Source organism: Streptomyces sp. NPDC023481, from assembly GCF_055560195.1.
This window is the reverse complement of the sequence record NZ_JBVHJE010000002.1, coordinates 22,952-40,989: the sequence shown is the minus strand read 5'-3', so window position 1 is coordinate 40,989 and position 18,038 is coordinate 22,952. Positions and strand designations below refer to the sequence as shown.

The following is an 18,038-nucleotide window of genomic DNA, read 5'->3' as shown; positions in this document are numbered from 1 at the left end:
AGTTACCTGCCGTGCCAGTACGGTCTCCAGCTCATAGCGTGATCGTATGAACCACACTCCGCGGACCCGCACCGTCGTCAGCTGCACCCTGCTGGTGACCGCCCTCGGCGCGGGCGTCACCGCTTGCGGTTCGGACGGCAACCCCCTGTCGGCCAGGCCGTACGACGCAGCGGGCCTGATCTCCTTCAACGGCCCCACCGAGGCGGGGAAGCGGGCCGACCCGGACAAACCCCTGGAGGTCACCGCCGACAGCGACGAGGGCCGTATCACGGACGTCACCGCCCAGGACTCCGCAGGGCGCTACGTGGCGGGCGAACTCGCCGCCGACGGCAGCCGCTGGCACAGCACCTCCCCGCTGGCCGCCAACGCCCACTACACGGTCACGGTGAGCACCGAGGACGACGACGGCGCGCCCGGCCGCAGGATCCTCACGTTCGACACCAGCAAGCCCACCAGCAAGCAGCGCCTGAACGTCACGTTCGGCCCCCAGAAGGGCACCTACGGCGTCGGACAGCCGATCACGGCCCAGCTCGACCACGAGATCAAGGACAAGGCGCAGCGCGCCGTCGTGGAGCGCGCCCTGCGGGTGGACTCCACGCCGGCCGTGCAGGGCGCCTGGCACTGGGTGGACAACAAGGAACTCCACTACCGGCCCAAGGAGTACTGGCCCGCCCACGCCACCCTCCAGGTGCACAGCAACCTGGAGGGCGTCCGGATCAGCGACCGGATGTGGGGCGGCAGGGCCAAGCCGCTGACGATCACCACGGGCGACCGGATCGAGGCCGTCACGGACGCCGCCTCGCACCAGATGACCGTCTACAAGAACGGCCAGGAGATCAACCAGATCCCGGTCACCACCGGCAAGCCCGGCTACGAGACCCGCAACGGCGTCAAGGTCGTCCTGGCCAAGCAGTACTTCGTACGCATGCGCGGCACCACCGTCGGCATCGCCGAGGGCAGCGCCGACTCCTACGACCTGCCGGTCTACTACGCCACCCGGGTCACCTGGTCGGGCGAGTACGTCCACGCCGCCCCCTGGTCCGTGGGCTCCCAGGGCTACGCCAACGTCAGCCACGGCTGCACCGGGATGAGCACGTCCAACGCCGAGTGGTTCTTCGACACCGTCCGCGAGGGCGACATCGTCAAGGTCGTCAACTCCAACGGCGACGAGATGGAACCCTTCGGCAACGGCTTCGGCGACTGGAACGTCGACTGGCAGAAGTGGCGCCAGGGCAGCGCCCTCTTCAACGGCAAACCGGACGGTCCCACGCCGTCGGACGCCCTGAGGATCCAGCCAGCGGCCCTGTGAACGCCCTCAGGGGGCGCGGGGAGCGCGCGCGGGCCGGTGGCCTCGTCGCGCGCTCCCCGCGCCCCTGTGCGCTACGCGCCCACCAACCGCCGCCGGCGGAGCAGGGTGGCCAGTGCGGTGGCGAACTCCACCGGGTCCACCGGCAGGGTCACCGCCGCGTCGGCCCGGCTCCACGTGGCCAGCCACGCGTCCTGCGGCCGTCCCATCAGCAGCAGCACCGGCGGGCAGTCGAACACCTCGTCCTTGATCTGCCGGCACATCCCCATGCCGCCCATCGGCACGGCCTCGCCGTCGAACACGCAGACGTCGATGCCGCCCTTGCCCAACTCCCTCAGGACCGCGTCGGGGGTCGCGCACTCCACGAACTCGACCAGGGGCACGTCCGGCGCCGGCCGACGCCCGGTGGCCAGCCGTACTTGCTCGCGGGTGGTGGAGTCGTCGCTGTAGACCAGCACCGTGGCGGTCGGCTGCATTGTTCCTCCGGGACGTCAGCGTCGTACGGACAGGACGGGCGGGGCCGTCGCGGCGGATGTTACTCCCGTCGTCATGCCCCTGAACACCACGCGGAACACCCCGTCGAACACCACGTCAACACCGGTCCGACGGGTGGCAACACTCCGAACGGCACCCCCCGGAGTGAGCGCGAGATAAGCGACCGACATAATGTCGGTCGTGGCGACAGCAACGACAGTAGATACCGGGCACGCGCACCCGTCGGTCAACCGGCCGAACCTCACCAGCGTCGGAACCATCATCTGGCTGAGTTCCGAGCTGATGTTCTTCGCGGCCCTCTTCGCGATGTACTTCACCCTCCGGTCGGTGACCGGACCGGCTCACTGGAAGGAGATGGCGCACGCACTGAACGTGCCCTTCTCCGCGACGAACACCACGATCCTGGTGCTCTCGTCCCTCACCTGCCAGCTCGGCGTGTTCGCGGCCGAACGCGGCGACGTGAAGAAGCTCCGTGGCTGGTTCATCCTCACCTTCATCATGGGTGCGATCTTCATCGGCGGTCAGATCTACGAGTACACCGAGCTGGTGAAGAAGGACGGCATCTCGCTGTCCTCCGACCCGTACGGCTCGGTGTTCTACCTGACCACCGGCTTCCACGGCCTGCACGTGACGGGCGGTCTCATCGCCTTCCTGCTGGTCCTCGGCCGCACCTACATGGCCAAGAGGTTCACTCACGAGCAGGCGACCGCCGCCATCGTCGTGTCCTACTACTGGCACTTCGTCGATGTCGTCTGGATCGGCCTCTTCGCCACGATCTACCTGATCAAGTAGCCGGGACCGCTCCCGCACATCCAGAAGCACCGACGCAGAAGATCCTGACACCGGGGTAATCCGTGAAAAAGCTCTCCGCACGACGACGCCATCCGCTGGCGGCGGTCGTCGTCCTACTCCTCGCGCTGGCGGCCACTGGGGGGCTGTACGCCGCGTTCGCGCCCGCGGGCAAGGCGCAGGCCGATGAAACCTCCCAGTCCCTGACCATCAAGGAGGGCAAGAAGCTCTACCAGGTCGGCTGCGCCAGCTGCCACGGCACCGGTGGCCAGGGCTCCTCCGACGGCCCGAGCCTCGTCGGCGTGGGTGCCGCCGCGGTCGACTTCCAGGTCGGCACCGGCCGTATGCCCGCCGCGACCTCGCAGGGCGCCCAGGTCCCGCGCAAGAAGAACATCTACACGCAGGCCCAGATCGACCAGCTCGCCGCGTACGTCGCCTCGCTGGGTGCCGGCCCGAGCGTGCCCACCAAGCAGCAGTACGGCCCCGAGGGCGCGGACATCGCCAAGGGTGGCGAGCTGTTCCGCACCAACTGCGCGCAGTGCCACAACTTCACCGGTAAGGGCGGTGCCCTGACCAAGGGCAAGTACGCGCCCAACCTGGAGGGTGTCGCTCCCAAGCACATCTACGAGGCCATGCAGACGGGCCCGCAGAACATGCCGTCCTTCCCCGACACCACGATGTCGGAGAAGAACAAGAAGGACATCATCGCGTACCTGAACGCGGTCAACGGCAGCGAGACGGAGAACCCGGGCGGTCTGGAGCTGGGCGGCCTCGGGCCGGTCAGTGAGGGCCTGTTCGCCTGGATCTTCGGCCTCGGCGTGCTGATCGCGGTCGCCGTCTGGGTCGCCGCTCGGACCGCAAAGGCCAAGAAGTCATGAGTAGCCAAGACATTCCAGAAGAGAACCTGCCCGCTGAGCAGGACCACGCGCACGGCGCGGTAAGCGTCGCGGACGAGGAGAACCCGTTCGCCGACCCGGGGCTGCCGCCGCACGAGCACCGGATCCAGGACGTCGACGAGCGGGCCGCCAGGCGGTCCGAGCGCATGGTCGCCCTGCTGTTCACGGTGTCGATGCTGGCCACCATCGGCTTCATCGCCTCGTACGTGGCGATCCCGCACGACAAGTCGATCTTCGTCTTCCCGATCGGGCACATCAGCGCGCTGAACTTCGCGCTGGGTCTGACCCTCGGCGTGGCGCTGTTCTGCATCGGCGCGGGCGCGGTCCACTGGGCCCGCACCCTGATGTCCGACGTGGAGGTCGCCGACGACCGGCACCCGATCGAGGCCTCCCCGGAGGTCCGGGCGAAGGTCCACGCGGACTTCCGCCAGGGCGCCAAGGAGTCGGCGCTCGGCCGGCGCAAGCTGATCCGCAACACGATGTTCGGCGCGCTGGCCATGGTGCCGCTCTCCGGCGTCATGCTGCTGCGCGACCTCGGTCCGCTCCCGCACAGCAAGCTGCGCCACACCCTGTGGGCCAAGGGCAAGCGCCTGGTCAACATGAACACGAACCAGCCGCTGCGTCCCGAGGACGTCGCCGTCGGCTCGCTCACCTTCGCCAAGCCGGACGGCCTGGAGGAGAAGGCAGAGGACTTCCAGACGGAGATCGCCAAGGCCGCCCTGATGATCGTCCGGCTGCAGCCGGGCAACATCAAGGACAAGCGCGAGCTCGACTGGTCGCACGAGGGCATCGTCGCCTTCTCCAAGATCTGCACCCACGTCGGCTGCCCGATCTCGCTGTACGAGCAGCAGACGCACCACGTGCTGTGCCCGTGCCACCAGTCCACCTTCGACCTCTCCGACGGTGCCCGAGTGATCTTCGGCCCCGCCGGCCACGCCCTGCCGCAGCTGCGCATCGGTGTGGACAGTGAGGGTTACCTCCAGGCGCTCGGCGACTTCGAGGAGCCCGTCGGTCCTGCATTCTGGGAGCGCGGATGAGTACTGCAGCGAACGAGACGCCCCGCTCTCGCGGGAAGGCCCCGGCCGGCGAGCGTGTCGCCGACTGGGCCGACGGCCGGCTCGGGATCTACTCCCTGGCCAAGGCCAACATGCGCAAGATCTTCCCCGACCACTGGTCGTTCATGTTGGGCGAAGTGTGCATGTACAGCTTCATCATCATCATCCTGACGGGTGTGTACCTGACGCTGTTCTTCCACCCGTCGATGAACGAGGTGGAGTACCACGGCAGCTACGTCCCGCTCCAGGGGCAGCTGATGTCCGAGGCGTTCAGCTCGACCCTGCACATCTCCTTCGACGTGCGCGGTGGTCTGCTGGTCCGGCAGATCCACCACTGGGCCGCGCTGATCTTCCTCGCCGGCATGTTCGTGCACATGATGCGCGTGTTCTTCACCGGCGCGTTCCGCAAGCCGCGTGAGATCAACTGGCTGTTCGGCTTCCTGCTGTTCGTCCTCGGCATGTTCACCGGCTTCACCGGTTACTCGCTCCCGGACGACCTGCTCTCCGGCACCGGTGTCCGCTTCATGGAGGGCGCGATCCTGTCCGTGCCGATCATCGGCACGTACCTGTCGTTCTTCCTGTTCGGCGGAGAGTTCCCCGGCCACGACTTCGTCGCCCGGTTCTACTCGATCCACATCCTGCTGCTGCCGGGCATCATGCTCGGCCTGATGGTGGCGCACCTGATCCTGGTCTTCTACCACAAGCACACGCAGTTCGCGGGTCCCGGCAAGACGAACAACAACGTCGTCGGCATGCCGCTGCTGCCGGTGTACATGGCCAAGGCCGGAGGCTTCTTCTTCCTGGTCTTCGGTGTCATCGCGGCCATCGCCGCGGTCGCGCAGATCAACCCGATCTGGGCGATGGGCCCCTACCGTCCGGACCAGGTGTCCACCGGCGCCCAGCCCGACTGGTACATGGGCTTCGCCGAGGGTCTGATCCGCTTCATGCCGGGCTGGGAGATCAACTTCTGGGGTCACACGCTCGTCCTGGGCGTGTTCATCCCGCTGGTGCTCTTCCCGCTGGTCCTGGCCGGAATCGCGGTCTACCCGTTCATCGAGTCCTGGGTCACCGGCGACAAGCGCGAGCACCACATCCTGGACCGCCCGCGCAACGCCCCGACGCGTACCGCGTTCGGTGTCGCCTGGGTGACGATCTACATGATCACCCTGGTCGGCGGTGGCAACGACCTGTGGGCCACCCACTTCAACCTGTCGATCAACGCCGTCACCTGGTTCGTCCGGATCTTCTTCTTCGCCGGACCGGTCATCGCGTTCCTCGTCACCAAGCGGATCTGCCTGGGCCTGCAGCGCCGCGACCGCGACAAGGTGCTGCACGGTCGCGAGACCGGCATCATCAAGCGGCTGCCGCACGGTGAGTTCGTCGAGGTGCACGAGCCGCTCAGCCAGGAGCAGCTGCACACGCTCACCGCGCACGAGCAGTACCAGCCGGCCGAGATCGGCCCGACGGTCGACGAGAACGGTGTCGAGCGCAAGGTGCCGGCCGCGGAGAAGCTCCGGGTCAAGCTGTCCAACGCCTACTACGGCGAGGACAACCAGATCCCGAAGCCGACCGTCGAGGAGTACAAGGAGATCACGAGCGGCCACGGCCACCACTGATCCCGCGTCGCCACGCCACAGGAGGGCCCCGTCCGGTTCACGGACGGGGCCCTTCGCCCTGTGCGGGGGTCGATAGGCTGGGGGACGGACCACCGATGGCCTGTACGAGACCCAGGAGCGGCTGATGAGCGCTGTGACCCCCGCTGGAGGCGACACCGCGGCGGGCCGTTCCTGGCCCGAGGTGCTGAACGCCCTGCTGGAGGGCCGTGACCAGAGCGCGGACGCCACGGCATGGGCGATGGACCGGATCATGCGCGGGGAGGCGACCGACGCGCAGATCGCGGGATTCGCGGTGGCCCTGCGGGCCAAGGGCGAGACGGTGGCGGAGATCACCGGGCTGGTCCGCGCGATGTACGCGCACGCGAACGTCATCGAGGTGCCGGGCCCGACCGTCGACATCGTCGGCACCGGCGGCGACGGCGCCAAGACGGTGAACATCTCCACGATGTCCTCGATCGTGGTCGCCGGCACCGGCGCGAGGGTCGTCAAGCACGGCAACCGGGCCGCGTCCTCCGCGTCGGGCGCGTCGGACGTGCTGGAGAAGCTGGGCGTCAATCTGAACCTGCCGCTGGAGCGGGTCCCGCAGGTCGCCGAGGAGGCCGGGATCACGTTCTGCTTCGCGGTCCGGTTCCACCCCGCACTGCGTCACGTGGCCGCGGCCCGCGGCCAGTTGGGCATCCGTACGACCTTCAACGTGCTGGGTCCGCTGACGAATCCGGCGAAGGTCCGGGCCCAGGCCGTCGGCGTGGCCGACCCCCGGATGGCCCCGGTCGTGGCCGGCGTCCTCGCCGAGCGCGGCAACTCCTCGCTGGTCTTCCGCGGCGACGACGGCCTGGACGAGCTGACCACGACCGCCACCTCGCGGGTGTGGGTCGTCCGGGACGGCAAGGTCACCGAGGAGTCCTTCGACCCGAGGGACGTCGGCATCGACCTCGTCCCCGTGGAGGCCCTGCGCGGCGCGGACGCGTCGTACAACGCGGAGGTCGCCCGCCGTCTGCTCGACGGCGAGAGGGGGGCCGTGCGGGACGCGGTGCTGCTGAACTCCGCGGCGGCGCTCGTCGCGCTCACGCCGACCGACGCACCGCTGGCGGAGCAGCTGCGGGCCGGAATGGCCCGGGCCGCCGAGTCCATCGACTCGGGCGCGGCCAAGCGCACGCTGGAGCGCTGGGTGGCCGCCAGCAACGCCTGACGGGGTGTCGTCCCGCGATCCGGACACGGGTTGCGGGACGACGATCACCTCACGTACGTTCCTGTACCAGGTCATGAGTGACAGTCATGAGGCCCCGGCCGACTGTCCGGCAACCCTCCGTCCGTGGCGGGGTGCCCCGGGTGAAGACCAGGCCGTGGACAGCAAGGTCCACGGCAAGCGCGGATCCCTCACGCAGCCAGGGATCCTGGTCGTCGAGGAGTCTCCCGTGAGCAAGCGAATGCGTTAGGGCCGCAGAGCCCCGCCTCCGCACACCCTTCTTCTCTTCCTCGCCCTTCCTCTCACGGGAGTTCCGCCATGTCCGTCTCCACCGCTGCCACCGACCAGTCCGTTTGCACCCCTCTGCCCGTTCTGGGGCGCGATGTCACCGTCCCGCTGGTCACCGGCGGCGAGGTCACCTACGCCGCGCTGGACTACGCGGCCAGCGCCCCCGCCCTCCAGCGCGTCTGGGACGACGTCGCCGCGTACGCCCCCTACTACGGCAGCGTCCACCGCGGTGCCGGGTACCTCTCCCAGCTCTCCACGGACCTGTTCGAGAACGCCCGCGCGACGGTCGCCGAGTTCCTCGGCTGCCGCCCGGCCGACCAGGTGGTCTTCACCCGCTCGACCACCGACTCCCTCAACCTCCTCGCCCGCGCGATCCCGGCCGACTGCCAGGTCTTCGTCTTCGAGACCGAGCACCACGCCTCCCTGCTGCCCTGGCAGGACGCGCGGGTCACCTACCTCGACGCCCCGCGCACCCCGCGCGAGGCCGTCGAGACCCTGGAGCGCGCCCTCGCCGGCCGCGACCCGTACGGCCCGGCCCTGGTCTGCGTCACCGGCGCCTCCAACGTCACCGGCGAGCTGTGGCCGGTGCGCGAACTGGCCGCCGCCGCGCACGCCCACGGCGCCCGCATCGTCCTGGACGCGGCCCAGCTGGCCCCGCACCACCCGGTGTCCGTCACCGACCTCGACGTGGACTGGGTCGCCTTCTCCGGCCACAAGCTGTACGCCCCCTTCGGCTCCGGTGTCCTGGCCGGCCGCGCCGACTGGCTCCAGGCGGCCGAGCCGTACCTCGCGGGCGGCGGCGCCAGCCGCAGGGTCAGCCGGCGCGAGGACGGGGGCGTGGCCGTCGAGTGGCACGAGACCGCGGCCCGCCACGAGGCCGGCTCCCCGAACGTCATCGGCGCCTACTCCATCGCCTCCGCCTGCAAGGCCCTCACCGAGGCCGGCTGGGACACCCTCGTCGCCCGCGAGCAGCAGCTCGTCCGTACCGTCCGCGACGGCCTCGCCGAGATCCCCGAGGTGCGGATCCTCTCCCTCTTCGGCGACGACGCCCCGCGGGTCGGCGTCCTCTCCTTCGTCGTCGAGGGCTGGAACAGCTCCCACTTCGCCGCCGCCCTCTCCGCCGAGTACGGCATCGGCGTCCGCGACGGCCTCTTCTGCGCCCACCCCCTGGTCCGCACCCTGCTCGGCAGCGACCCGGGGACCCAGGGCGAGTGCGGCGCGCCCGAGGCGGCCCCCGGCGAGCGGTCCCTCAACGCCATCCGGGTCAGCTTCGGCGCGGGCACCCCGGACGAGCACGTCGAGCGCTTCGTGGGCGCCGTCAGGGAACTCGTGGCGGACGGCGCGAAGTGGCGGTACCGCACGGAGGACGGCCGCTGCGTGCCGGCGGTCTGATGGAGCCCGGCGGGCCCGTATAACCTCCCCCTGACGACACGTTGGAACAGGGGGAGCCCGGAGTGCAGCCGCTGCGCGCAGCAGACCCGCGCCACATCGGCCCGTACACAGTCCTGCACCGGCTCGGCGCCGGCGGCATGGGCGAGGTCTACCTCGCCGAGTCCCGCACCGGGCTCAGGCTCGCCGTGAAGGTCGTACGGGCCGAGCACGCCGAGGACCGCACGTTCCGTGCCCGGTTCCGCCACGAGGTCCGCGCCGCGCAGACCGTCGGCGGCGCGGGCACGTACACCGCGCGGGTCGTGGACGCCGACACCGAGGCGGAACGGCCCTGGATGGCCACGGAGTTCGTGCCCGGGCCGAACCTGCGCGACGCCGTCCTGGACCACGGGGCGCTGCCCGGTGCGGCGGTGCGGATCCTCGCGGCCGCGCTCGGCGAGGCGCTGGCGGCCATCCACGCCAAGGGTCTGATCCACCGTGACCTGAAGCCGTCCAACATCCTGCTCGGCCCGGACGGGCCCCGGGTCATCGACTTCGGGATCGTACGGGCCCTGGAGGCCACCTCGCTGACCCGTACCGGCGCGGTCGTCGGGTCGGTGGGGTACGTCTCGCCGGAGCAGATCCGCAACGGCGGGCAGGTCGGGCCGCCGAGCGACGTCTTCTCCCTCGGCGCGGTCCTCGCCTACGCGGCGGCGGGCCGGGAGCCGTTCGGGGAGGGCCAGGACTCGGTGGTGCTGCTGCGTATCCTGACCCGCGACTTCGACCTGTCCGGCGTCCCGGAGGACATCCGCCCCCTGGTGGCGGCCTGCCTGGCCGAGGACCCGCTCCAGCGCCCGGAACCGTCACGGCTGCCGGCCGCGGTGGGCCTCACCCCCGCCGCCCTGCGCACCGCGGCCCACCCCTCCTGGTACGGCTCCGCCGCCACCCCGGCCCCCACCCCCGACCCCCACTCCAGCGGCGTGGAGTACCTGACCCCCACCTCCCTCGGCCTCCCCCTCACCCCCGGCCTCCGCACGGCCGGACCCGCGACGGGGCCCACCCCGGAGCCCCTGGTCCGAGAACCCGCCGCCCCGGCGCCCGCCTCCGGGTCCCTCGACCCCGAGCCCGCGGCCCCAGCGGCCGCGCCGCGGCTTCTCGCCGCCGGCTCCGCCGCGTCGGGGGCCGTCCCCGAGCCGCTCGCCCCCGAGCCCGCCGCCTCCCGAGCACCCACCCCGGAGCCCCTGGTCCGAGAACCCGCCGCCCCGGCGCCCGCCTCCGAGCCCCCCGCCCCCGACTCCACAGCCCCGACCCCCGAACCCACCACCCCGACCCCCCTCACCCCCACCCGCAAGGGCCCCGTCGCCCCGGGCAGGCGGCGGGCGTTGGCGGTGTTGGGCGGGGGAGTCGTGGCCGGGGCCGCGGGGTGGTGGGTGTGGCGGGGATCGGGGAGCCAGGAACTGGGGGGTGGTTACCGGGCGCCCGAGAGTTCGGCCCCCGGGGTGGTGGACAGCGAGGCGTCCGCCCGGCCCGCGGTGCTGCGCTGGCAGTACGACCTCGGCGGCATCGGCGGTCTGGACGGCGCCTGCTGCGGGCTCTCCCCGGACGGTTCCGTCGTCTACGCCGGCACCTCCGGCGGTGTCCTGCACGCGGTCTCCCGGGACGGCACCCGGCGCTGGAAGGTCCGGCTCGGCGACGACGTCTCCACGCCGGTGGCCACCCGGGACGCCGTGTACTGCGTGGTGGGCCTGCGCGGCGACGGCGTGCGCCGGCTGACCGCGGTGAGCCCGGCCGGCCGGCCGCTGTGGACCCGCGCCCTCGGCGCCGACGCCTACGCCGTCCCCGTCCTGCTCGGCACGGACGTCCTCGTCTCCACCGGCGGCACGGACGCGGGCGGCCTGCGCAGCTACGCCTCCGACGGCAGCGTGAACTGGTCCGCGACGACCCCGGGCGGCCCCACCGGCACCCCCTTCGTCGCGGCCGGCGTGATCTACACGGGCAGCTACGGCGACCAGCTGCTGGCGCTGGACGCCCGGGACGGTAAGCGGAAGTGGCAGGTGGCCGGGGGCGCCGACGTCACGGTCCTCGCCCTCGCCGGCACCACCCTGGTCACGGACACCGGCCCCCTGCGCCAGGGCTTCCGCGTCTCGGACGGCCGGCGCCTGTGGCGCAGGGACGACGACGGCGGGTCCCTGACGGCCGGCACCCGGTCCCTGGCCGTCGGCACGGGCCAGGGCACGGTGTACGCCGTACGCGCGGCCGACGGCTCCCGTGCCTGGGCGTACGACCTCAAGGGGAGCCCGGCCGGGCCCCGGGCGGTGGTGGCCGGCGACACCGTGTACGTCCGCGCGGCCGACCGGGTGTGGGCGCTGGACCTGAACGGCAAGCGGCGCTGGGACGCGGCCCTCGGCCGGGCCGCGACCGACGACCAGCACACCCCGCTCGTCCGCGGCAGCCGCCTCTACGTCCCCTCGGGCACCGGCATCGCCGCGGTCGACCTGACGGCGTAGGGCTAGTTGTCGAGGCCGATCGCGAAGGCGGCCTCCAGGTCGTGCTGGGAGTAGGTGCGGAAGGCGACGTGCGTGTCCGTGGCCTCCACGCCGGGGATCTTGCTGATCCGGCCCGGGATGACCTCGGCGAGGTCCTCGTGCTGCGCGACCCGGACCATGGCGATCAGGTCGTAGGTGCCGGTGACCGAGAAGACCTCGCTGACGCTGTCGAGCGCGGCGATCCGCTCCGCGATCTCGGGGATCCGGTCCACACTGGTCTTGATCAGGACGATCGCGGTGATCACGGCTGTTTCTCTCCCTCGGTGACCGGAGCTGGGGCGGCTTTCACTCTAGTGGTACGCCCGTAGCGCACCCACGCGTAGCCGAAGCCCAGCCCGAACCCCACCAGGTGCGCCAGGTAGGCCACCCCCGGCCCGTCCGAGGCTCGCCCCGCCGCCAGCCACTGCACGGCCGCCCAGAACGGCAGCACCACCCACGCGGGCAACCGCAGCGGCAGGAAGAACAGGAACGGCAGGAGACTGGTCACACGCGCGCGGGGGAACAGGTAGAGGAACGCGCCGAGCACCGCGGAGATCGCCCCGGAGGCGCCGACCAGCGACTGCTCGGACGAGGCGTTGGCGGCCGCGTACCCCAGCAGGGCGAGGTAGCCGCAGCCGGCGTAGAAGAGGGTGAACTCCACCCGCCCCATCCGTTCCTCGGTCATCGCCCCGAAGACGAAGAGGAAGAGCATGTTGCCGAGCAGATGCACCCAGCTGCCGTGCACGAACAGCGCGGTGACCGGGGTGAGCGCCGCCCCGGCGGGGCCGGCGAACAGCTCGGCCGGGACCACCCCCCAGTGCCGGAAGTACGTCCGCTGCGCCGTGAGCAGCGCCTCCCCGGAGCCGTACCCGGGGACGAGACCGGAGGCCGGGCCGAGCGCGAAGATCAGGGCGCACAGGGCGATCAGGCCGTACGTCACCGGCGCCGGCGCACCGCGGACCGCTCCGCGTGTCCGGCCCGCCGCCCTGTTCCAGGTGCTGATCATGACTACAGAGCATGACGTAACGGGACGCAAGCTGACAGACCGCCTCGCCGCCGTGAACGGACGGGCGGCGAGTCCCCGCCAGGCCGTAGGGTTACGAGCCACACGCGTCGGGGGACGGCGCGGACCGACACGAGAAGGAAGAGAACAGTCACCATGACGGTTCCCCTGCCGACGGCCACCACGCGATGGCGCTGCACCCTGTGCGGCAACCTGACCCGGTTCGACGTCACCCGCTCGTCGAAGGTCGTCGAGTACGTCCACCTCGACCTGGCCGGCGAGCCGACGGTGGAGGAGCGCGAGGTGGTCAGTGAGACCATCGAGTCGGTGCGCTGCCGCTGGTGCAACGCGGTGGACCAGGTGGAACTGGTGGACAGGCCGGGCGCCGGCTCCTGAGCGGAGCCGCCCCGGAGAGGCTTTTTCCGGTATTGGGGTGTGACGGATGGTGGAGACCGCGGGCGGGGGGCCGGACGACGGCACCGCCGAGGTGCTTGACCGTCCGCTGCCCGACGGCGTGCGCCGCCGGGTCGTACAGATCGTGTCGGACGGTTTCGGCGGGCTGACCCTGGCGGAACTGCCCGCCCAGCTGAGGCAGTACGCCCGGTTCGCCCCGAACCGCCGGGCCAAGTTCGCCGGGAACGCGATGGCGGCGGCGCTGGAGACCGATCCGGTGTTCCGGCAGCGGATCGGGGAGAAGTTTCGGGAGGCCCAGCCGGAACTGGCCGGCGCCCTCGACTCCGGCTCTCCGCCCCCGGCCGCGGACCCGCTCGACGTGGCGGCCGCGGCCTACGTGCTGCGCCCGGCGGGCTGGGTGAAGCTGGTCACCGCGGCCGGTGAGGAGGCCCAGCGCGCGGACGCCGAGCGCGCCGACGAGGAGAGCCGGGCCGAGCTGGAGCGGCTGCGCGCGGAGCTGGCGCAGGCCCGGGAGCACACCCGCGCCGAGACCGAACGGCTGCGCACGGACCTGGAGTCGGCCCGCAAGGAAGCGGAGTCGCTGCACCGCAAGCTGCGCGCCGCGCTGAGCGACGTCAAGCGGGGCGAGGCCGCGCTGCGCAAGGCGCACGGCGAGATCGACGCCGTACGCGGCGAGGCGCAGGCGCAGGTGTCGGCCGCGGAGAGCGAGTCCCGGCGGCTCAAGGCCCGCCTGGGCGAGGCCGAGTCCGCGCTGGAGGCCACCCGCCGGGCCGCCCGGGAGGGCCGCAGCGTGGAGGACATGCGGGTACGGCTGCTGCTGGACACCCTGCTGGACGCCACCCAGGGGCTGCGGCGCGAACTGGCGCTGCCGCCGGTGTCCGTGCGCCCGGCGGAGACCGTCGACGCGGTGGAGCCGGGCCGGATGACCCCGAAGGACATCGCGGCGCGCGCCCTGTCGGAGCACGACCCGGCGATCCTCGACCAGTTGCTGGCGCTGCCGCAGGCGCACCTGGTCGTCGACGGCTACAACGTGACCAAAACCGGTTATCCGCAGATGCCGCTGGAGAAGCAGCGGCTGCGGCTGCTCGGCCAGCTGTCGGCGCTCGCCGCGCAGACCGGCGCCGAGGTGACCTGTGTCTTCGACGGCGCCGAACTGGCCGCGCCGGTGCTGCTCGCGCCGCCGCGCGGGGTGCGGGTGCTGTTCTCCAAACCGGGTGTGACGGCCGACGAGCTCATCCGCCAGCTGGTGCGCGCCGAGCCGCCGGGGCGCCCGGTCATCGTCGCCTCCACCGACCGGGAGGTCGCCGACGGGGTCGCGAAGGCGGGTGCCCGACCGGTGGCCTCTGCGGTGCTTCTGAAGCGACTGTCCTGAAAGTCCAACGGGCACCGCTCATGCCCGAATTGGCCGTCTCGTCACGCAACGTAGGGTCAATCGACTCTTACTGCACGTGAGTTGTGTGCAAAGAATGCATTGCGTGACGGGTTTTTTTGCTGTGGGATTTGAACTGATCACAACTGGGTCACTAGGGTCTGGGCTCGAACCTCCGAACGGGTGATCACTCACAAGAAGGAGTTCGTCCTCCGTGGCGTCCCACCGTCGACCCAAGCAGCCGAGCCGCACTCGCGTGACCGTGCTCACCACCGCTGCCGCAGCTGCCGTCGCGCTCAGCGCCAACGCCGCCAACGCCGCCCCGAGCGAGAAGCTCGGCAAGGACGAGGTCAAGGCCAAGGTCGACAAGCTCTACGAGCAGGCCGAGCAGGCGACCGAGAAGTACAACGGCGCCAAGGAGAAGCAGCAGAAGCTGCAGAAGGAAATCGCCACCATCCAGGACAACGTCGCCCGCGGCCAGGAGGACCTGAACAAGCTGCGCGACGGCCTGGGTTCGCTGGCCACCGCGCAGTACCGGTCCGGCGGCATCGACTCCTCGGTCCAGCTCTTCCTGTCCTCGAACCCGGACGACTTCCTCGACAAGGCCTCCACGCTCGACCAGTTGAGCAGCCAGCAGGTCGACGCGCTGAAGAAGATCCAGGACAAGCAGCGCGAACTCGCCCAGGAGCGGGCGGAGGCCACCGAGAAGCTCAAGGACCTCTCCGCCACCCGCACCGAACTGGGCAACAAGAAGAAGGAAGTCCAGAGCAAGCTCGCCGAGGCGCAGAAGCTGCTCAACTCCCTGACCGCCAAGGAGAAGGCGCAGCTCGCCGAGGAGCAGCAGCGCGCCAACCGCTCCTCCACCGAGCGCGTGGACCTCGGTGACGCCCCGCCCGCCTCCGGCCGGGCCCAGGCGGCCTTCTCCGCCGCCCAGACCAGACTCGGCTCGCCGTACGTCTACGGCGCCACCGGCCCCTCCTCCTTCGACTGCTCGGGCCTGACCTCCTGGGCCTACGCCCAGGCCGGCGTCTCCATCCCGCGCACCTCCGAGGCGCAGGCGCAGATCGGTACGAAGATCTACAACCAGAGCGACCTCAAGGTCGGCGACCTGGTCTTCTTCTTCAACGACATCCACCACGTCGGCCTCTACGCGGGCAACGGCCAGATCCTGCACGCCCCGCGCACCGGCACGGTCGTCCGCTACGAGTCCATGTCGACCATCGGTGGCCCGTTCATGTTCGGCGTCCGGGTCTGACACCCGGCGACACACCACGACACACGGACACGGTGGCGCCCGAACGGGCGAATCACCGGGACCCGAACTGACTCCGCGCCCCGCCGGTGACCTGCGTCAGCGGCGGGGCGTCACTCTGCGTTGACCCCGGCGTCTTTGGCCCGGGCCGCCCCGCACGGCTACTGTCTGCCGCGTTTCCCCGGCGCCGGGGCCTCCCCGTCCCCAGGCGCCGGGGAAGCGGTCTGTGTCCGCCAGCAGTAAGGACTGCCGTGGGGTCCCATCGTCGCCTTGCCCCGTCCGGATTCGACCGGGGTGCCGTCGCCCTGTGCGTGCTGTCCGCCGCGATGGCCGCGCTCGGAGCCGTACCGGCGCACGCGGCGCCCGGCGCCGGCACCCGGGCCGAGGTGGACCGCCTCTACGAGGAGGCCGAGAAGGCGACCCAGGCCTACGACAAGGCCGACGAGCAGGCCGGCCGGCTGCGCCGCCGGGTCCGGGACGCGCAGGACCACATCGCCCGCCAGCAGCAGCGCGTCAACCACCTGCGGGAGCAGCTCGGTTCGCTGGCCGGCGCCCAGTACCGCTCCGGCGGCATCGACCCGACGGTCGCCCTGCTCTTCTCCGCCGACCCCGACGACTACCTGGACAAGGCGGCCACGCTGGACCGCGTCGGCAGCCGGCAGGAGGGCCGGCTCAAGGAGTTGCAGTCGGTGCTGCGCGACCTCGCCCAGGAGCGCGCGGAGGCGGCCGACACCCTCGCCGAGCTGGAACGCAGCCGCAAGGCCGTGGCCGTGCACAAGCGGACCGTGGAGCGCAAGCTGGCCCGGGCCCGGCAGCTGCTCAACGCCCTGCCCACCGCCGAGCGGGCCGCGTACGACCGGGCCTCCCGCGGCGAGCGCCCGGAGCTGCCCGACCCGTCCGGCGCCGCCGCGTCCGACGGCCGTGCCGCCGCGGCCCTCGCCGCCGCCCGCGCCGCCCTCGGCCGCCCCTATGTGTGGGGCGCCAACGGCCCCTCCGGGTTCGACTGTTCGGGCCTGATGCAGTGGGCGTACGCGCACGCCGGCATCCATCTGCCGCGCACCTCGCAGGAGCAGCGGTTCGCCGGCCGGCAGGTCCCGCTCTCCGAGGCCCGCCCCGGCGACCTGGTCGTCTACCGCTCCGACGCCAGCCATGTGGCGATGTACGCGGGCAACGGCCAGGTCATCCACGCGCCCTACCCCGGCGCCCCGGTGCGCTACGACCCGGTCGGGATGATGCCGGTCTCCTCGGTCACCCGGCCCTGACCGCCCCGCGCACCGTACGATCGGGAAGTGGCTGGTCGCGGGCGGGCGTGGGGCATCGGAGCCGTGGGGCTCGGGCTGCTGCTGCCGCTGACCGGGTGCGGCGGGCCCACCGCGGCCGACTCCGTACGGACCGGGGTGCAGCGGGTGCTGGACCGGCGCGCGGCCGCCCTCCTCGTCCACGACGAGACGGCGTACGGCGCGACGGGCACCCGAGCCGAGTACACCCGGCTGCGCGCCCTCCCGCTTGCCTCCTGGGACTACCGGGTCACCGCCGTGCGCCGCACCGCCGCCGGGGCCACCGCCGACGCCGAGCTGCGCTACCGGGTCGCCGGCTACGACAAGGCCCCCGTCGACGCCCTGCGCACGCTCACCCTGGGCCGCACCGCCGCCGGCGGCTGGTACGTCACCGCCGATCGCCCCGCCGCCCGGGCCGGGCAGCAGCTGTGGGACCAGGGCACGGTGACCGCCGTGCGGGGCGCGCACAGCCTGGTGCTCGGCACCGGGGGCCCCGCCGGCCTCAGGCCGTACGCCCGGCTGGCGGACCGGGCGGTCCCGGCCGTCTCCGGGGCATGGGGCACCGACTGGAGCCGCCGGGTCGTCGTGCTCGTCCCGCGGTCCCTGGCGGACATGGCGTCCCTGCTGGGCTCGCCCGCCGCCGGCTACCGGGGCATCGCCGCCGTCACCACCGGCGAGGCGGGCGGTTCGGGCCGGACGCCCGCGGACCGGGTGGTGGTCAACCCGGAGGCGTACGCCGGGCTCGGCGACCTCGGCAAACAGGTCGTCCTCACCCACGAGACGACCCATGTCGCCACCCGGGCGCGCACCACCGCGGCCACCCCGCTGTGGCTCTCCGAGGGCTACGCCGACTGGATCGGCTACCTCGGCACCGGCCGCACCCCGGACGAGGCCGCCCCGGAACTCGCCCGTGCCGTCCGGGACGGCGAGACGCCCCGCGCGCTCCCCTCCGACAAGGACTTCGCCTTCACCAGCGAACCCACCGGGCTGGCCCGCGCCTACGAGAGCGGCTGGCTGGCCTGCCGGATGATCGCCGACCGGTGGGGCGCGGCCAAACTCGGCGCCTTCTACCGGGCCGTCGGTGCCCACGGCAGGCGGGCGGGCGCGGTCGAGCAGGCCCTGGCGAAGGTGCTGGGCACGACCCCGCGGGAGTTCACCGCGCGCTGGCGCGCCTACGTGGCGGCGCAGCTCCGCTGAGG

16 protein-coding genes and 1 riboswitch are annotated in these 18,038 nt (G+C 71.9%); of the genes, 13 read left to right on the top strand and 3 right to left on the bottom strand.

Going from position 1 to position 18,038, the window contains the following annotated elements:
• Window positions 1–46 precede the first annotated feature (46 nt).
• Window positions 47–1,309 (top strand): L,D-transpeptidase, encoded by a 1,263-nt coding sequence (locus ACZ3ZD_RS04380; protein WP_467393396.1) that lies wholly within the window; start codon window positions 47–49, stop codon window positions 1,307–1,309.
• Window positions 1,310–1,380: 71 nt separating this feature from the next.
• On the opposite strand, the gene ACZ3ZD_RS04375 is transcribed toward ACZ3ZD_RS04380, so the two are convergent.
• Entirely contained in the window at window positions 1,381–1,782 is a 402-nt protein-coding gene (locus tag ACZ3ZD_RS04375; RefSeq protein WP_467393394.1) for a response regulator, read from the bottom strand.
• A gap of 190 nt (window positions 1,783–1,972) precedes the next feature.
• Here ACZ3ZD_RS04375 and ctaE point away from each other — a divergent pair, with 190 nt between their 5' ends.
• The 7 genes from ctaE (at window position 1,973) to ACZ3ZD_RS04340 (ending at window position 11,506) form a co-directional block, all read left to right on the top strand.
• Window positions 1,973–2,593, top strand: a complete 621-nt coding sequence (gene ctaE / locus ACZ3ZD_RS04370; protein WP_467393392.1) for an aa3-type cytochrome oxidase subunit III — start codon at window positions 1,973–1,975, stop codon at window positions 2,591–2,593.
• A gap of 62 nt (window positions 2,594–2,655) precedes the next feature.
• Window positions 2,656–3,468, top strand: coding sequence for a cytochrome bc1 complex diheme cytochrome c subunit (gene qcrC, locus ACZ3ZD_RS04365; protein WP_467393390.1), 813 nt, complete (start codon window positions 2,656–2,658; stop codon window positions 3,466–3,468).
• Window positions 3,465–4,523, top strand: a complete 1,059-nt coding sequence (gene qcrA, locus ACZ3ZD_RS04360; protein ID WP_467393388.1) for a cytochrome bc1 complex Rieske iron-sulfur subunit — start codon at window positions 3,465–3,467, stop codon at window positions 4,521–4,523. Before qcrC ends, qcrA begins: the two co-directional genes overlap by 4 nt.
• A complete protein-coding gene (qcrB, locus tag ACZ3ZD_RS04355) occupies window positions 4,520–6,157 on the top strand; it encodes a cytochrome bc1 complex cytochrome b subunit (protein ID WP_467393386.1) in 1,638 nt (545 codons plus the stop codon). Before qcrA ends, qcrB begins: the two co-directional genes overlap by 4 nt.
• 124 nt (window positions 6,158–6,281) lie before the next feature.
• Entirely contained in the window at window positions 6,282–7,346 is a 1,065-nt protein-coding gene (gene trpD / locus ACZ3ZD_RS04350) for an anthranilate phosphoribosyltransferase (RefSeq protein ID WP_467393384.1), read from the top strand.
• 69 nt (window positions 7,347–7,415) lie between these two features.
• Window positions 7,416–7,532, top strand: a riboswitch (SAM riboswitch).
• A gap of 129 nt (window positions 7,533–7,661) precedes the next feature.
• Entirely contained in the window at window positions 7,662–9,023 is a 1,362-nt protein-coding gene (locus ACZ3ZD_RS04345) for an aminotransferase class V-fold PLP-dependent enzyme (RefSeq protein ID WP_467393382.1), read from the top strand.
• A gap of 62 nt (window positions 9,024–9,085) precedes the next feature.
• Window positions 9,086–11,506: a serine/threonine-protein kinase gene (locus ACZ3ZD_RS04340; protein ID WP_467393380.1), complete on the top strand. Its 2,421-nt coding sequence runs from the start codon at window positions 9,086–9,088 to the stop codon at window positions 11,504–11,506.
• Between the two features lie 2 nt (window positions 11,507–11,508).
• On the opposite strand, the gene ACZ3ZD_RS04335 is transcribed toward ACZ3ZD_RS04340, so the two are convergent.
• Window positions 11,509–11,790, bottom strand: a complete 282-nt coding sequence (locus ACZ3ZD_RS04335; RefSeq protein ID WP_189983858.1) for an Lrp/AsnC family transcriptional regulator — start codon at window positions 11,788–11,790, stop codon at window positions 11,509–11,511.
• A complete protein-coding gene (locus ACZ3ZD_RS04330) occupies window positions 11,787–12,530 on the bottom strand; it encodes a rhomboid family intramembrane serine protease (RefSeq protein ID WP_467393377.1) in 744 nt (247 codons plus the stop codon). The genes ACZ3ZD_RS04335 and ACZ3ZD_RS04330 overlap by 4 nt, the downstream gene beginning before the upstream one ends.
• A gap of 153 nt (window positions 12,531–12,683) precedes the next feature.
• Here ACZ3ZD_RS04330 and ACZ3ZD_RS04325 point away from each other — a divergent pair, with 153 nt between their 5' ends.
• From ACZ3ZD_RS04325 to ACZ3ZD_RS04305, 5 genes are all read left to right on the top strand, one after another.
• Window positions 12,684–12,923: a hypothetical protein gene (locus ACZ3ZD_RS04325; RefSeq protein WP_014672226.1), complete on the top strand. Its 240-nt coding sequence runs from the start codon at window positions 12,684–12,686 to the stop codon at window positions 12,921–12,923.
• Between the two features lie 46 nt (window positions 12,924–12,969).
• Window positions 12,970–14,313, top strand: a complete 1,344-nt coding sequence (locus ACZ3ZD_RS04320) for an NYN domain-containing protein (RefSeq protein ID WP_467393375.1) — start codon at window positions 12,970–12,972, stop codon at window positions 14,311–14,313.
• Window positions 14,314–14,524: 211 nt separating this feature from the next.
• On the top strand, window positions 14,525–15,565 hold the full coding sequence (locus ACZ3ZD_RS04315; RefSeq protein WP_467393373.1) for a C40 family peptidase: 1,041 nt from the start codon (window positions 14,525–14,527) through the stop codon (window positions 15,563–15,565).
• 248 nt (window positions 15,566–15,813) lie between these two features.
• Window positions 15,814–16,824, top strand: coding sequence for a C40 family peptidase (locus tag ACZ3ZD_RS04310; RefSeq protein ID WP_467393371.1), 1,011 nt, complete (start codon window positions 15,814–15,816; stop codon window positions 16,822–16,824).
• 27 nt (window positions 16,825–16,851) lie between these two features.
• The gene (locus tag ACZ3ZD_RS04305; RefSeq protein ID WP_467393370.1) at window positions 16,852–18,036 is read left to right on the top strand and encodes a hypothetical protein; all 1,185 of its coding nucleotides are present in this window, start codon (window positions 16,852–16,854) and stop codon (window positions 18,034–18,036) included.
• Window positions 18,037–18,038: the final 2 nt, after the last annotated feature.

Bases quoted from the DNA above. Each gene is read 5' to 3' on its own strand.
- ACZ3ZD_RS04380 (WP_467393396.1), top strand. From the start codon at position 47: ATGAACCACACTCCGCGGACCCGCACCGTCGTCAGCTGCACCCTGCTG.
- ACZ3ZD_RS04375 (WP_467393394.1), bottom strand. From the start codon at position 1,782: ATGCAGCCGACCGCCACGGTGCTGGTCTACAGCGACGACTCCACCACC.
- ctaE (WP_467393392.1), top strand. From the start codon at position 1,973: ATGTCGGTCGTGGCGACAGCAACGACAGTAGATACCGGGCACGCGCAC.
- qcrA (WP_467393388.1), top strand. From the start codon at position 3,465: ATGAGTAGCCAAGACATTCCAGAAGAGAACCTGCCCGCTGAGCAGGAC.
- qcrB (WP_467393386.1), top strand. From the start codon at position 4,520: ATGAGTACTGCAGCGAACGAGACGCCCCGCTCTCGCGGGAAGGCCCCG.
- trpD (WP_467393384.1), top strand. From the start codon at position 6,282: ATGAGCGCTGTGACCCCCGCTGGAGGCGACACCGCGGCGGGCCGTTCC.
- ACZ3ZD_RS04345 (WP_467393382.1), top strand. From the start codon at position 7,662: ATGTCCGTCTCCACCGCTGCCACCGACCAGTCCGTTTGCACCCCTCTG.
- ACZ3ZD_RS04330 (WP_467393377.1), bottom strand. From the start codon at position 12,530: ATGATCAGCACCTGGAACAGGGCGGCGGGCCGGACACGCGGAGCGGTC.
- ACZ3ZD_RS04325 (WP_014672226.1), top strand. From the start codon at position 12,684: ATGACGGTTCCCCTGCCGACGGCCACCACGCGATGGCGCTGCACCCTG.
- ACZ3ZD_RS04320 (WP_467393375.1), top strand. From the start codon at position 12,970: ATGGTGGAGACCGCGGGCGGGGGGCCGGACGACGGCACCGCCGAGGTG.